This window comes from Halomonas sp. BC2 (assembly GCF_002078115.1).
Lineage (GTDB): Bacteria > Pseudomonadota > Gammaproteobacteria > Pseudomonadales > Halomonadaceae > Vreelandella > Vreelandella stevensii.
On the sequence record NZ_LFGT01000012.1, the window covers coordinates 84,711 to 99,258 of the forward strand.

The 14,548-nt window shown below is 60.7% G+C and carries 11 protein-coding genes and 1 pseudogene; 7 read left to right on the forward strand and 5 right to left on the reverse strand.

What is annotated here, in order from left to right; all coding sequences use genetic code 11:
• The coding region (locus tag B7L71_RS09275) for a pseudouridine synthase (protein WP_249273220.1) at positions 1-343 on the reverse strand (343 nt) is incomplete at its 3' end.
• Positions 344-583: 240 nt separating this feature from the next.
• Between B7L71_RS09275 and B7L71_RS09280 the strand changes: the two genes are divergently transcribed.
• The 3 genes from B7L71_RS09280 (at position 584) to clpA (ending at position 5,855) form a co-directional block, all read left to right on the forward strand.
• Positions 584-2,818, forward strand: a complete 2,235-nt coding sequence (locus tag B7L71_RS09280; protein WP_081137500.1) for an NADP-dependent isocitrate dehydrogenase — start codon at positions 584-586, stop codon at positions 2,816-2,818.
• Positions 2,819-3,099: 281 nt separating this feature from the next.
• On the forward strand, positions 3,100-3,423 hold the full coding sequence (gene clpS / locus B7L71_RS09285) for an ATP-dependent Clp protease adapter ClpS (protein WP_371317426.1): 324 nt from the start codon (positions 3,100-3,102) through the stop codon (positions 3,421-3,423).
• Between the two features lie 155 nt (positions 3,424-3,578).
• Complete coding sequence (gene clpA / locus B7L71_RS09290) at positions 3,579-5,855, forward strand: ATP-dependent Clp protease ATP-binding subunit ClpA (protein WP_016914490.1); 2,277 nt, start codon at positions 3,579-3,581, stop codon at positions 5,853-5,855.
• Positions 5,856-6,053: 198 nt separating this feature from the next.
• Here the strand turns inward: clpA and infA are convergent, their stop codons facing one another.
• From infA to aat, 3 genes are all read right to left on the reverse strand, one after another.
• Positions 6,054-6,272 carry a translation initiation factor IF-1 gene (infA, locus tag B7L71_RS09295; RefSeq protein WP_007111068.1) on the reverse strand — a complete coding sequence of 73 codons (219 nt, stop codon included), beginning with the start codon at positions 6,270-6,272 and terminating at the stop codon, positions 6,054-6,056.
• Between the two features lie 137 nt (positions 6,273-6,409).
• A complete protein-coding gene (locus B7L71_RS09300) occupies positions 6,410-7,144 on the reverse strand; it encodes an arginyltransferase (RefSeq protein ID WP_039176223.1) in 735 nt (244 codons plus the stop codon).
• Between the two features lie 31 nt (positions 7,145-7,175).
• Positions 7,176-7,925: a leucyl/phenylalanyl-tRNA--protein transferase gene (aat, locus tag B7L71_RS09305; protein WP_081137501.1), complete on the reverse strand. Its 750-nt coding sequence runs from the start codon at positions 7,923-7,925 to the stop codon at positions 7,176-7,178.
• 118 nt (positions 7,926-8,043) lie between these two features.
• Between aat and B7L71_RS09310 the strand changes: the two genes are divergently transcribed.
• Together B7L71_RS09310 and lolA are read left to right on the forward strand one after the other, a co-directional pair.
• Positions 8,044-11,253, forward strand: coding sequence for a DNA translocase FtsK (locus B7L71_RS09310; RefSeq protein WP_081137503.1), 3,210 nt, complete (start codon positions 8,044-8,046; stop codon positions 11,251-11,253).
• Positions 11,254-11,402: 149 nt separating this feature from the next.
• A complete protein-coding gene (lolA, locus tag B7L71_RS09315; protein WP_081137504.1) occupies positions 11,403-12,056 on the forward strand; it encodes an outer membrane lipoprotein chaperone LolA in 654 nt (217 codons plus the stop codon).
• A 62-nt stretch (positions 12,057-12,118) separates the two neighbouring features.
• On the opposite strand, the gene B7L71_RS09320 is transcribed toward lolA, so the two are convergent.
• Positions 12,119-13,453 (reverse strand): replication-associated recombination protein A, encoded by a 1,335-nt coding sequence (locus B7L71_RS09320; protein WP_081137506.1) that lies wholly within the window; start codon positions 13,451-13,453, stop codon positions 12,119-12,121.
• Between the two features lie 237 nt (positions 13,454-13,690).
• On the opposite strand from B7L71_RS09320, the gene B7L71_RS09325 reads away from it, so the two are divergent.
• Both B7L71_RS09325 and B7L71_RS17675 read left to right on the forward strand, forming a co-directional pair.
• On the forward strand, positions 13,691-14,236 hold the full coding sequence (locus tag B7L71_RS09325; protein ID WP_081137507.1) for a hemerythrin domain-containing protein: 546 nt from the start codon (positions 13,691-13,693) through the stop codon (positions 14,234-14,236).
• Between the two features lie 150 nt (positions 14,237-14,386).
• Positions 14,387-14,548 (forward strand): annotated as a pseudogene (locus B7L71_RS17675) (glutamate racemase); the annotation flags it as partial.

Here is a 14,548-nt window from a genome sequence, read left to right on the forward strand (position 1 = left end):
CGCTCAGGCAGTCGGGGGGCGCCATGCGCCGCGCCTTGGCGGGCAGCGTCGGGCCATCCTTGAGCATCAGGCCGGAGCGCAACCCGTGAAGGGCGTCGTCGGTGAGCTGGCCTTCCAGCTGTACCCAGTAGGTCTTGGGCTGCTTGTGGCGAGGGTGGGCAATGCGGTGAATCAAGGCACCATCATCGCTGAGCAGCAGCAGGCCTTCGGAGTCGTAATCCAGCCGACCTGCAGCGTAGACCCCGGGCACGCTGATCACGTCGGCCAGGGTGGCGCGGCCTTCCCGGTCGGTAAACTGGGAAAGCATTCGGTAGGGCTTGTGCAGTAAATATAGCGTGCTCATGGGCTCGAATAGCGGGTCAGTTGATTTGTCGACAATCGCTCATGCGATTACCGTGCAGCGCTGGTATACTCCGGCGCAGCCGTTTGAGATGTACCGGCGTCGTTTTACCACCGAGTGACCATAAGGGGCAGCGCATACAGGATGCTCCACCCGCTTCGCGGCAAGGCTATTCGTTGTATGAGCCGCGTAGCTCAGGGTTTTTTATAATCACAGCGACTGAAAAGAAGAGGTTAACGCAAAATGTCTAAAACGCCGAAGATCATTTATACGCTCACCGATGAAGCTCCTGCGCTCGCTACCTACTCCTTGTTACCGATTATTGATGCCTTCACCGACTCGGCCGGTGTCGAAGTAGAAACCCGTGATATCTCTCTGGCAGCGCGTGTGCTGGCGCAGTTCCCGGACGTGTTGAGCGACGAACAGCGGGTCAGCGATGACCTGGCAGAGCTGGGCCAGCTGGCCACCACGCCGGAAGCCAACATCATCAAGCTGCCCAACATCAGTGCGTCTGGCCCGCAGCTGAAAGCGACTATCAAAGAGCTGCAGAGCCAGGGCTACCCGCTGCCCGAGTATCCTGAAGAGCCCAAGAACGACGAAGAAGCCTCCATCAAGGCACGTTACGACAAGGCCAAGGGCAGTGCCGTCAACCCGGTGCTGCGTGAAGGCAACTCTGACCGCCGTGCGCCGAAGTCGGTCAAGAACTACGCCCGCAAGTACCCGCATCGCATGGGTGCCTGGAGCGCCGACTCCAAATCCCACGTCGCTCACATGAGCGAAGGCGATTTCTACGGCAGCGAGCAGTCGGCGGTCATGGAAAAAGCGGGCACGCTGAAGATCGAGCTGCAGCAGAAGGATGGCGGCAGCGTCGTGCTGAAAGAGGGGCTGGCGATAAAAGCAGGCGAAGTCATCGACGCTGCCAGCATGAGCAGCCGCCGTCTGCGCAGCTTCATCGCCAGCCAGATCAGCGATGCTCAGCAGAGCGGTGTGCTGTTCTCGCTGCACCTGAAGGCCACCATGATGAAGGTGTCCGACCCGATCATGTTCGGCATCGTGGTCGAAGAGTTCTACAAGGACGTGCTGGAGAAGCATGCCGAAGCGCTGAAGAGCGCAGGTTTCAACCCGAACAGCGGTATCGGTGACCTGTACAGCGCCATCGAGAAGCTGCCCAGCGACCAGCAGGAGGCCATCAAGGCCGACGTGGATGCGCTCTACCAGCAGCGTCCGGCCATGGCCATGGTCAACTCCCATAAAGGCATCACTAACCTGCACGTGCCCAGCGACGTCATCATCGATGCTTCCATGCCAGCGATGATCCGCGATTCCGGCAAGATGTGGAATGCCAACGACGAGCTGCAGGATGCCAAGGCAGTCATCCCGGACCGCTGCTACGCCACCATCTACCAGGCGGTGATCGAGGACTGCAAGCAGCACGGCGCCTTCGACCCCACCACCATGGGTAGCGTGCCCAACGTGGGTCTGATGGCCCAGAAAGCCGAAGAGTACGGCTCCCACGACAAGACCTTCCAGATGCCTGCTGATGGCACCGTGGTAGTGACCGACGACGCAGGCCAGACGCTGTTCAGCCACAGCGTGGAAGCCGGTGATATCTGGCGCATGTGCCAGACCAAGGACGCGCCGATTCAGGACTGGGTCAAGCTGGCCGTTACCCGTGCCCGCGCCAGCGGTGCTCCGGCACTGTTCTGGCTGGACGCCAACCGCGCTCACGATGCGCAGCTGATCAAGAAGGTCGAGGCCTACCTGAAAGAGCACGACACGGCGGGTCTGGATATCCGTATCCTGGCGCCGGTCGATGCCATGAAGGTTTCCCTGGAGCGTATCCGCAAGGGCGAAGACACCATCTCCGTCACTGGTAATGTGCTGCGCGACTACCTCACCGACCTGTTCCCGATTATGGAGCTGGGCACCAGTGCCAAGATGCTCTCTATCGTACCGCTGATGAACGGCGGTGGTCTATTCGAGACCGGCGCGGGCGGCTCTGCACCGAAGCACGTGCAGCAGTTCCTGGAAGAGAACCACCTGCGTTGGGACTCGCTGGGTGAGTTCCTGGCGCTGGCTGCCTCGCTGGAGCACCTGGGCAGCACCTTCGGCAACGCCCGTGCGTCTCTGCTGGCCAAGGCGCTGGACGAGGCCAACGGCAAGTTCCTCGACAGCAACAAGTCGCCATCGCGTAAAGTGGGCGAGCTGGATAACCGTGGCAGCCACTTCTACTTGGCGATGTACTGGGCAGAAGCGCTGGCCGCTCAGGACCAGGACGCCGAACTGAAATCCCTGTTTGGCCGTCTGGCCGAGACGCTGCAAGCTAACGAGAGTGCCATCGTCGACGAGCTGAACAGCGTGCAGGGGCAGCCGGTGGATATCCAGGGATACTTCCACCCCAACGGTGAGCTGGCCAGCCAAGCCATGCGTCCGAGCAAGACCTTCAACGACGCGCTGGCCATGGTGGCCAAGGGCTGATCATGCGCTGAGCCGTCGCGCCTCAACGGTTGATCGATCCCTCGCCCGCCTTGCGGGCGAGGGTTTTTTACTCTCTCCTGTATGATAATTTTTTACCTTTCATGAACCCTTGTTGATGGCAGGCGTCTTATACATGGGTGTACAGTCTGTAGAAGCCTGGACTGTAAAAGCCTTGTCTTTGAATTGATCCAAGGCCCTGACTGTCAGCAGCAAGAAGATGATGCATGTGACTTATGCCTAATACACAACGTCTGGACGTGACAGCGACTCTGCATGCAGGCATGACGCGTCCTGGTATGCCCGAGTATGAAGATGATCTGGCCGTACAGCCCGCCGAGCCTGCGCTGGCCCAGCCGCCTCTGTACAAGGTGGTGCTGCATAATGACGACTACACGCCGATGGAGTTCGTCGTCGAAATACTGCAGGGCTTTTTCAATATGGATAATGAAAAAGCCGTACAAGTGATGTTGGCGGTGCATACCCAGGGGAAGGCAACCTGCGGCATCTTTACTCGCGACATTGCAGAAACGAAGAGTTATCAGGTGAATGAGTATGCCCGTGAGTGCGAGCACCCGCTGATGAGCGACATCGAGGCTGCGGATTGATCATGCTGCACCGCATGCAGCGTTGAAAAAAAGTAGCCTTGGGGCTTGCAACCACGCCATTTGTACCCGATGTTGAAAGTGCCGGTCGATTAAACTGATCCGACGCAAGCCCTAGGTGGCAACATGCCCTAGGTAGTAGCGAAAAGGGGACTGCCATGCTGAGCAAAGAACTTGAACTGACCCTGAACACGGCCTTCACCGTGGCTCGCTCGAAGCGCCACGAATTCATGACCGTCGAACATCTGCTCCTGGCACTGCTGGACAATGCCTCCGCGGTCGATGTGCTGAAGGCGTGCGGGGCAAACCTCGACAAGCTGCGGTCCGATCTGCAGGATTTTATCAACTCGACCACGCCGCTGATCCCGGAAGGGCAGGGCGACCGCGAAACGCAGCCTACGCTAGGCTTCCAGCGTGTGCTGCAGCGTGCCGTATTCCACGTCCAATCCTCGGGCAAGAGCGAAGTGAGCGGCGCCAACGTGCTGGTGGCGATCTTCTCCGAGCAGGAGAGCCAGGCGGTCTACTTCCTCAAGCAGCAGAGCGTTGCTCGAGTGGATGCCGTCAACTACATCGCCCACGGCATTTCCAAAGTGTCGGGCCACGGTCCTGCGCCTTCGCCCTCCTCTCAGGAGAACGAAGACGCCGAGGAGGGCGGCACCGAAGGGGCTGCGCATCCGCTGACCGGGTATGCCACGAACCTCAACGAGCACGCGCGTCAGGGCAAGATCGACCCGCTGATCGGTCGTGACCACGAGCTCGAGCGCGTCGTGCAGATTCTGGCCCGGCGCCGCAAGAACAACCCGCTGCTGGTGGGTGAGGCGGGCGTGGGCAAGACGGCCATTGCCGAAGGGCTGGCCAAGCGTATCGTCGAAGAAGACGTACCGGACGTGATCGCCGATGCCGTCGTCTACTCCCTCGACATGGGCGCGCTGCTGGCCGGCACCAAATACCGCGGCGACTTCGAAAAACGCTTGAAGAGCCTGCTGGGCGAGCTTCGCAAGCAGCCCAATGCCATTCTGTTCATCGATGAGATTCACACGGTCATTGGTGCAGGGGCAGCGTCCGGTGGCGTCATGGATGCCTCCAACCTGTTGAAGCCGCTGCTCTCGTCGGGCGAACTGCGCTGCATCGGTTCGACCACCTTCCAGGAGTTCCGCGGCATCTTCGAAAAAGACCGTGCCCTGGCGCGTCGCTTCCAGAAGGTCGATGTGCTGGCGCCCTCGGTGGAAGATACCATCAAGATCCTCAAGGGGCTGCGTTCGCGCTTCGAAGAGCATCACGAGCTGAAGTACACCGACGGTGCGCTGGAAAGTGCCGCTCGTCTGGCGGATCGCTACATCAATGATCGTCATTTGCCCGACAAGGCCATCGATGTCATCGACGAGGCTGGTGCACACCAGCGCATGCTGCCGCCGGAAGTGCGTGCCAAAACCATCGATGTGGAGCAGGTCGAAGCCGTGGTGGCGTCGATTGCCCGCATACCGCCCAAGAGCGTGTCGAGTTCGGATCGTAAACTGCTCGAGAAGTTGGATCGCGACCTGAAAATGCTGGTATTCGGCCAGGACGAAGCCATCGATACGCTGTCGGCCGCCATCAAGCTGTCGCGCGCCGGACTGAAATCTCCTGACAAACCGGTGGGCAGCTTCCTGTTCGCTGGCCCGACCGGCGTGGGCAAGACGGAAGTGGCCAAGCAGCTGGCGCACATCATGGGGATCGAGCTGGTACGCTTCGACATGTCCGAGTACATGGAGCGTCATACGGTGTCGCGTCTGATTGGCGCACCTCCCGGCTACGTGGGATATGACCAGGGTGGCTTGTTGACCGAGGCCGTCACCAAACAGCCGCACTGCGTGCTGCTGCTCGATGAGATCGAAAAGGCGCATCCTGAAGTCTTCAACCTGCTGCTGCAGGTCATGGATCACGGTCGCCTCACCGACAACAACGGGCGCGAAGCCGATTTCCGCCATGTCATCCTGATCATGACGTCCAACGCAGGGGCCGAGCAGGCGTCACGGCGCTCCATTGGCTTCCAGAGTCAGGATCACTCCACCGATGCCATGGAGGTCATCCGCCGTACTTTCTCACCCGAGTTCCGCAACCGCCTGGACGGCATCATTCAGTTCCATGCTTTGCCGACCTCGGTGGTACGCAACGTCGTCGACAAGTTCCTGATCGAGCTACAGGCGCAGTTGGACGAGAAGCGTGTGCAGCTGGACGTGGACGATATCGCCCGCGACTGGCTGGCAGAGAAAGGCTATGACCCGGACATGGGTGCCCGTCCGATGGCTCGCTTGATTCAGGAGAAGCTCAAGAAGCCGTTGGCCGAGATGATCCTGTTTGGCGAGTTGGCCGAGCAGGGAGGCATCGTACATGTCAGTCTGGAGGAGGGGGAGCTGCATCTCTCCACCGAGACGGAGATGGCGGACGCGCCCTGACGGGCGCGGTTCCTACGACACGCAGCGCCCTGTCTTCGACGGGGCGTTGTCGTTTTTAGCGAGCGGCGCATTACGGTAAAGCGCGATGCAGTACGGCACTATACGGCGCTACCGTGGCAGTACGGCAAGTGCGGTACAGCCTGCAGAGAAAGGCAGGGGGGTAAAGCGCAGGCAAGAAACTGCGTTGCCTGCAGGCGATTAGCGCGAGCGATAAACGATGCGGCCTTTGGAGAGGTCGTAGGGCGTCAGTTCGACCTTGACCTTGTCGCCGGTCAGGATGCGGATGTAGTTTTTACGCATCTTGCCAGAGATGTGGGCAGTGACCACATGGCCGTTTTCCAGCTCAACACGGAACATGGTGTTGGGAAGGGTATCGACAATAACGCCTTCCATTTCAATATGATCTTCGCGTGCCATATTAGGCAGATCCTCACTTTTTTACGTCGTGGTTGGTCAAATATTTACTTGTCGCGCATCGGCAAAGGTCCGATGCGCTTAGCAACAGCGCCATATTGTGCCGTAAGCCTGGCGTCAAGGCAAAAAAGCTGGCCTGTTTAACGAATTAAAGGCCGCCAGTGGCGCCCGTCCAGCACCTCGATGGGTGAAAACGCCTGCTTATAGCGCATTTTGCGGCACTCCTCGATCCAGTAGCCCAGGTAAAGGTGCGGCAACTGTCTGCTTTCACAAAGCGCGATGAGCTGCAGGATGGCGTAGGTGCCCAGCGAGCGTTTCTCCAGCGCGTCGTCCACTTTGAAAAACGTATAAATGGCCGACAAGCCGTGCTCCAGCTGATCGAACGCGGCCACGGCCACCAGCTCATCCTCGAGGCGCAGCTCCATCAGATGGGCGTAGGGCTCCTGCAGCGTCAGGAAAGTACGGTACTGGTCACGACTGGGCGGGTACATGTCGCCGTCGGCATGGCGTAGCCGAATATAATCGGCGTACAGCGCGTAGTGGCCGGGGTCGAAGTGGGCAGGCATGACGCGCACCGTGATATCCGTATTACGTTGCCAAACCTTGCGCTGGGTGCGGTTGGGCTTGAAGCCGTTGACGGGAATGCGCACCGAACGACATGCATTGCAGCCTTCGCAGTGTGGGCGGTACAAGTGTCGCCCGCTGCGACGAAACCCGAGCAGGGATAGCGAGTCGTATACCCCGGGGACAGGCGACTCTTGCGGGTCGAGAAATAGCGTGGTCGCTTCCTTGTCGGGAAGGTAGCTGCAGGCATGAGGAACGGTCAGGAAGAAGCGCAGATCCCGCACGGGGCGGCGAGGAGCGTTACTACTCACGGCTTGCCTCCTTGAGTGGATAGTGACGCCATCATCTCGCCTCGATGGCATTCGGCAGCGCATCAAGCCAGAGCGAGGCGGGCACGACAGGCGTCTGATCAGGGGTTGAGGGTAAGCAGAATGTTTTTTCCGGTAACCACTGTTCAAGATAGTTGATGAACGTGCGGCGAGCGACAGTTGTTGCGCCCAGGCTGGCCAAGTGGGGGGTGTGCATCTGGCAATCGATCAACTGGCCGCCATGGGACTGCATGGCATATGCCAGGTGGGCGAGAGCGATCTTGGAGCCATCGGGTACGCGCGAGAACATGGATTCGCCGAAGAACACCGGCCCCATGGCCAGGCCATACAGGCCACCCACCAAATTCCCCGCCTGATGCACTTCGATGCTATGGGCGATGCCCAGAGTATGTAGGGTGTGATACGCGTGGCGCATCTCGGCGGTGATCCAGGTGCCGGGTTCGCCCCGGCGCGGCGCCGCGCAGGCATCCAGCACGGCTAAAAAGTGTTGATCCAGGGTCACACTGAAGCCACCATGGCGCAGGCGTTTAGCTAAGCTGCGACGTAGCTTAAACTGTGCAGGCAATAACACCATGCGTGGGTCCGGGCTCCACCACAAAATGGGGTCGTCATCGCTGTACCAGGGAAAAATACCCTTTCGGTAAGCCTCGACCAGCCACGCTGGGGTAAGCTCTCCACCGGCAGCCAGCAGGCCGTTGGGCGACGCCAATGCCTGCTCGGTCGACGGGAAAAAAGGGGTTGGCGAAGAGAGCCAGGGTAGCATCGCTTGCTCCTGTGACATGTAGCTTGATTAGAAGCGCTGTGACGGCGGAAGGATGCTCGGTATGATGCCAACTCGCAAGTGGATTAAAGACACCAGTGTGGTGTAAAGGGAGAATCGCTTGAAAGTAAATAAGACGGTAGACAAGCGAACGCAGCGTAACGCGCGCCAGTCACCATCTCGTTCATCGACGCGTGTCACGGCGGCAAAGGACAAGGCGCGCCGGTTCGGCCTGCGCCTGCAGGGCTCGGCCCGTGAAGGCGTCGTGGTGGTGATGTTGGCCGTCTGCGTCTTCTTGCTGTTATCACTGTTTAGCTATCACCCGGCAGATCCGGGCTGGTCTTACCAGGGGCCTGAGACGCAGGTACGTAACTGGATGGGCCCGGTCGGCGCCTGGCTGGCCGACATGCTCTATTCACTGTTGGGGGCCAGCGCTCTATGGTGGCCTGCCATGTTTGGCTATTCGGCCTGGTGGTTGATGCGCTCACGCCAGGTGCGTTTCGAGCTGGACCCGGTGGCCATTGCCGTGCGGGCGGGTGGCCTCGTGCTGCTGATGTTTGGCACCACCACGCTGGGTGCACTGCATTTTTATCATCCCAACAGTATTTTGCCTTACGCTTCTGGAGGAATTCTGGGAGAAGGGTTGGTGGGGACGCTGAAGCCGCTGGTGGGCAGCGGTGGGGTGGGCTTGATTGCTGCGGCGTTGATTCTGATTGGTTTTCCGCTGTTCAGCGGTACTTCCTGGCTGCAAGTGGCCGATGAGGTAGGGCGCAGGCTCTGCCGAGTGGGCGGCTGGTTCAGTGCGCGTCGTGCCAAAAGCCGCGAAAAGCGTGCCGAACGTGCAGCCGTTCGCGCGGCGGGAAAAGCGGCGGCCAGCAAGGTGAAAAAGCGCTCCTGGGTCGAGCCCAGCGATACCAGTACCGACCCAGAGCCCGCCCCGGACGATGCCTTCTATGCCACGCCCGAACCTCAGGGAAGCAGTACACCCATTTCAGCCCGCCGTGGCGATGACGAGGTAAGCGAGCGCTCACCTGCGTCGCGTCGTGAGCGCCGCGAACCCAGTTTTACGGCAACGGCTCCCGATAGCGATACCTCCATTCCTTGGGAAGCAGCGGCCGTGTTGAGCGAGCGCCATGCTGCACCGTCGAGCGCCTCATCGGCCCCGAGCCCCGAGCCAGCTGCACAGGCGCCTGCTGCGCCTGTGCAGGAAGAGAGCGCCCCCGAGGTTGCAGTACCTGCCAGGGCGTTCGTCGAGGAGTCGGTCGAGCCGTCGCGTGAACCAATGATGTCGTTTTCCGCCACGGAGACGCCGTCTGCCGCGTCGCAGCCGACAGCGCCCGACTCAAAGATTGACGAGCCGACAGTCGATGAACCGGTGGTCGATGAGCCAGCTCTCGCTGAATCAGTGGCCGATGAGCCAGTGTCTGAGGAGGCGCCGCTGAGAGCTTCCCGAGAAGACGATGCCGCGATGGCCGCGCCCACGTCGCTGAGCGCCCGCGACCCGGACGATGAGACACGTCAAGAAGCGCCTCTGGCCGTCGTTCCCGAACAGGTGGCTGCTTCGACATCGGTTGAATCGGCCCCGGTGCCCCTGGCGGCGGAGCCACGCCGCGAGCGGGTGCCCGAAGTCGTGCCCGAGCCGGTATGGGACGAAGATGACGAAGAGCTGCCCGTCAGCCCGGCGCCGATAGCCACAGGGCCACGCCATGAGCCAACCCTGGCGGCAGATACGCCGCCGGATGCAGAGCCCGATAATGGCCCTACGCTGTGGACCGTCGAGCATCTGCAGAGTCAGCGACCCAGTTTCGAGACCCAGGATGAGCCCGAGGGGGAGGTGCCCAGCCTGCAACTGCTGACCCCGCCCGAGCCCCATCAGCCCAACTACACAGACGAGCAGCTGGCGGACATGGCCGAGCTGCTGGAAGTCCGGCTGCGTGAATACGGGGTCAAGGCAGAAGTGGTGGACACTTGGCCCGGGCCTGTCATCACGCGTTTCGAAATCAAGCCCGCCGCTGGGGTGAAGGTCTCCAAGATCAGTAACCTGGCCAAGGATCTGGCACGCTCGCTGATGGTGAAAAGCGTGCGCGTGGTCGAGGTCATCCCGGGGCGTCCTACGGTCGGTATCGAAATACCCAACCCTCATCGGGCCATGATTCGATTGCGCGAAGTGATCGACTCCGACCGCTACCAGCAGGAGAGCTCACCGCTGACCATGGCCCTTGGCCAGGACATCGGTGGCGGTCCCGTGGTCGCCAATCTGGGCAAGATGCCGCATCTGCTGGTGGCCGGTACCACGGGGTCGGGTAAGTCGGTCGGGGTCAATGCGATGCTGATCTCGATGCTGCTGAAGGCCAAGCCTGACGAGCTGAAGCTGATCATGGTCGACCCCAAGATGCTGGAGCTGTCGGTATACGATGGCATACCGCATCTGCTGGCCCCCGTGGTGACGGACATGAAAGAGGCCGCCAACAGCCTGCGCTGGTGCGTGGCGGAAATGGAGCGTCGTTACAAGCTGATGGCTGCCATGGGAGTGCGCAACATTGCGGGCTTCAATGGTCGGCTGGAGGAGGCCGCTCGCGCCGGTGCCCAGGTGGCGGACCCCCTGTGGGAGCCGGAGCCCTGGGAGATGCACCAGACACCGCCGATACTGGAAAAACTGCCCTATATCGTGGTGGTCATCGACGAATTCGCCGACATGTTCATGATCGTGGGCAAGAAGGTGGAGGAGCTGATTGCCCGACTGGCCCAGAAAGCACGGGCGGCCGGTATCCACCTGATTCTGGCCACCCAGCGCCCCTCGGTGGATGTGGTGACGGGCTTGATCAAGGCCAATATTCCCTCGCGGATGGCGTTCCAGGTATCGTCACGAATCGACTCTCGCACCATTCTCGACCAGGGCGGTGCAGAGAGCCTGCTGGGGCATGGCGACATGCTCTACCTGCCGGCCGGGTCTGGCCCGCCCAATCGTGTCCATGGCGCGTTCGTGGATGACGACGAGGTGCACCGGGTCGTCGATGACTGGAAGCGACGCGGTGAGCCGGAGTACATCGACGAGATTCTCTCGGGCGGTGTCTCTGCCGACGCGCTGACGGGCCTCGAAGCCGAAGGCGTGGAGGGCGACGATGCCGAGCAGGATGCGCTGTACGATGAGGCGGTCCAGTTCGTCACGGAAACGCGCAAGGCGTCCATCTCGGCGGTTCAGCGCCGTTTCAAGATTGGCTACAACCGCGCGGCACGCCTGGTGGAAGCCATGGAAGGGGCGGGCGTGGTCTCCTCCATGGGGGGCAACGGTTCCCGCGAGGTGCTGGCGCCGCCGCCGGTGGGCCATTGAGCCATCGGTATTCGTCAATCATGCAACAAGCGTGAAAGTCGCGCCGCAGGTGCAACCCTGCGGCGTCTTTCGCGTCTGAATGGCATCAGGAGCAGCGTTTGCTCCGTGCCTCATCCGCTTTTGGCAATGACTGCCTAGGGAGAATCACTATGCGCGAACCTACTCAACGTCGCTCGCCTGCATTGGCATTGGCTGCTAGCGCACTGGGGCTTACCTTTGCCGCACCCATGGCCTGGGCCAACGAAGCGGCCGAGCGTCTCACCGAACGCCTCGACCCTCTTGAGAACTACCACGCCAGATTTGAACAGCAGATTCTCGACGGTAGCGGCCAGCGCCTGCAAAGCGCTCATGGCGAAATGTGGCTGTCGCGTCCTGGCTTGCTGCGTTGGGAAGTCGATGCCCCTTATTCACAGATCGTCGTGTCCGATGGGGAAGACGTTTACCTGTACGACCCGGACCTGGAGCAGGTCACCGTTCAGGCCATGGATGACCGTGTCACGCACACGCCGGCGTTACTGCTTTCCGGAAGTGCCACCGAGCTGACGGCCAGCTACGACGTGTTCTACGAGCAGCAGGATGGTGATGACGTCTTTACGCTGATTCCCACCTCTGCCGATACGCTGTTCGAAGAGCTCAGCATGGTGTTCGACCAGCAAACCCTGACCGAGCTGTGGATGATGGACAGCACCGGGCAGCGTACTTCGATTACCTTCAGCGATATCACCCGCAATGGCAGCATCGACCGCAGCCTGTTCGACTTCGACATCCCGGACGGCACCGACGTCATCCGTGAAGAGTGGTAGGCAGCGTGCTTGCTGTTTAAAACGCTCTTTCCGCTTGGCATCTCTGTATTAGCACCTCTTGATCAGGCACCTTCGGGTGCCTGATCTGCTTGTTGGTCCTGCTGTGCTCGCCAGGCCATGATCTCGGCAAAGCGTTTCTCCTGACCCAGCTCACTGGGTTCGTAAAAGCGGGCTGCTGGTACTTCGTCTGGCCAGCAATCGTGTGCGCTGCCTGCCGGGTAGCCGTGGGGCTCATTATGGGCGTAGCGGTAACCTTGCCCATGCCCCAATTGCTCCATGAGTTTGGTTGGGGCGTTACGCAGGTAGCTGGGGACGTCCAGCTGAGGCTGCTGTGCCACGAACTGTCGAGCACTTTTCCAGGCCTGGTCGACCCGGTTGCTCTTGGGTGCCACTGCCAGGTGAATGGCGGCATGGGCAATGGCGCGTTGGCCTTCGTAATCACCCAGCCGCAGGTAGGCATCCCAGGCGGCGATCACCAGTGGCAGTGCCCGTGGGTCGGCATTGCCCACATCTTCCGAGGCAATGGCCGTCAAACGGCGCACGATATCCAGCGGATCGCCGCCTCCCTGAAGAAAGCGCGCCATGTACAGCAGGGCGGCATCCGGGCGCGATGAGCGAACCGACTTGTGAATGGCCGACAGCAGGTCGTAGTAGGCATCCCCCTGTTTGTCGAAGGCGCTAGCCTGGTGGCCCACCACGTCGGCCAGTACCGCCTTACGCAGCACTTCCCGGCCTGCGACGGCGTCGGTGAAGTCGCAGGCCGTCTCCAGCAGCCCCAGAGCCCGTCGGGCATCGCCAGCGCTGGCGTGGGCCAACGCTTCCAGCACCCCCGGTTCCACCTGAATGCGCCGTTTGCCGAGCCCTCGGCTGTCGCTGTCGAGGGCCTGCTGCATCACTTGCATCAGCTCTTGCTGAGAGAGCGCCTTGAGCACGTAGACCCGAGCGCGGGAAAGCAGCGCCGAATTCACCTCGAAGGAGGGGTTTTCCGTGGTCGCGCCGATCAGGGTCAGCAGCCCTGACTCCACGTGGGGCAACAGCGCGTCCTGCTGGCTCTTGTTGAGCCGATGAATCTCATCCAGAAACAGCAACGTGGGTGTCTGACGCTGGCGGGCGCCCTCGACCACCAGCCGAATTTCCTTGACCCCGGCCATCACGGCACTCAAATGCTCCAGGTGCGTTTCGGAGGCGCGGGCCAGCAGTTCGGCCAGGGTGGTCTTGCCCACGCCGGGGGGGCCCCAGAGAATCATCGAGCGAACGACACCCGATTCGGCCATGCGGCGCAGCGGCTTGTCTGGCCCAACCAGCGCCTGCTGGCCAACGTATTCGTTGAGGGTTAGAGGGCGCATGCGATAGGCAAGCGGTGCCTCCTCGGCGGGTTGGGCGTCAAAAAGGTCCATGGCAACTTCCGTTGTAAATCGTTACGTTGAACATTCAATGCTTAACAAGTGTCTGTGGTAAGTAGCGCTACGTCAGGCTACCTTTGGGCGTAACTGGGAAGTTCTGCATTGGTTGGCCAAATCCCCAGGCGCAAGACAAGGATTAACGCTAGTGTAGTAGAACCCTGATCATGGTCGCGTACCCTGGTTTCGGTAGGGGAAGCACGGGGTACGATACTTATCAAAGGAGACGGCAAGATGTTAAACCAACTGCGTCTGGATCATGCCAATATGGCGCGCATGCTGCATGTGCTTCAGCTCAAGCATAAAACGCTGGCCGAAGGAGAGCGGCCTGACTTTCAACTAATGCGTGAAGTGGTCGACTACATCTTGTCTTACATGGATGGTTTTGCCGCGCCTCTCGAACGAATCTGCGTCGAGCGGCTGCAAGCGCAAGCGCCGGAGCATCAGCCGCTGATGACCCAAATGGCCGATGACTACCGTGAGCTAAAGCCCCGGTTGATGCGCCTGTCCCATGATATCGACATGATTCTCATGGACAACATTCTACCCATGGACCGCTTCGCGGACGACCTGAAGGCGTATCTGGAAGCGCACCGCGCCTATCTGCGCCACGAGCGGGAAGGGCTGTTCCCGCTGATCGACCAGCACTTCACGTCCGATGAGCTGGAAGAGCTGCGCCAGGCGCTGCCGGAAGGTGCGGAGAAAGAACTCGAGCGTTTACAGCTGGCCTATCCTGAGCTTTACGCCGAGTTGCGCGGTGCCGAGGTGCCCTCGCTGTAATTCCCGCGGTCTCCCCCCTTCAGCGCTGCACGGGGCGTGTTAAACTAGCGCCCCGTTTTGATCAATATCTATGCAAACGTTCATGCAAAGAGGGCAGCGCAGGGTGGGCAACGTATCCCCAATATCGATTGATCGGCTGGGTAACCACTGATGCCCGGCCCCGTACTGGTATTCGACTCGGGGGTGGGTGGGCTCTCCGTTGCTCAGTCGCTGCGTCAGCACTACCCCCACGCCTCGCTGTGTTACGCCTGCGATAATGCTTGGCTTCCTTACGGTCTGCGCGATGACGTGGTACTGGCCAAGCGTATCGTG

Excerpts from the sequence above, each read along its gene's own strand:
- lolA (WP_081137504.1), top strand. The coding sequence starts at position 11,403 with ATGCGCGAACCTACTCAACGTCGCTCGCCTGCATTGGCATTGGCTGCT.
- aat (WP_081137501.1), bottom strand. The coding sequence starts at position 7,925 with ATGCTACCCTGGCTCTCTTCGCCAACCCCTTTTTTCCCGTCGACCGAG.
- B7L71_RS09280 (WP_081137500.1), top strand. The coding sequence starts at position 584 with ATGTCTAAAACGCCGAAGATCATTTATACGCTCACCGATGAAGCTCCT.
- B7L71_RS09325 (WP_081137507.1), top strand. The coding sequence starts at position 13,691 with ATGTTAAACCAACTGCGTCTGGATCATGCCAATATGGCGCGCATGCTG.
- infA (WP_007111068.1), bottom strand. The coding sequence starts at position 6,272 with ATGGCACGCGAAGATCATATTGAAATGGAAGGCGTTATTGTCGATACC.
- B7L71_RS09320 (WP_081137506.1), bottom strand. The coding sequence starts at position 13,453 with ATGGACCTTTTTGACGCCCAACCCGCCGAGGAGGCACCGCTTGCCTAT.
- clpA (WP_016914490.1), top strand. The coding sequence starts at position 3,579 with ATGCTGAGCAAAGAACTTGAACTGACCCTGAACACGGCCTTCACCGTG.
- clpS (WP_371317426.1), top strand. The coding sequence starts at position 3,100 with ATGACGCGTCCTGGTATGCCCGAGTATGAAGATGATCTGGCCGTACAG.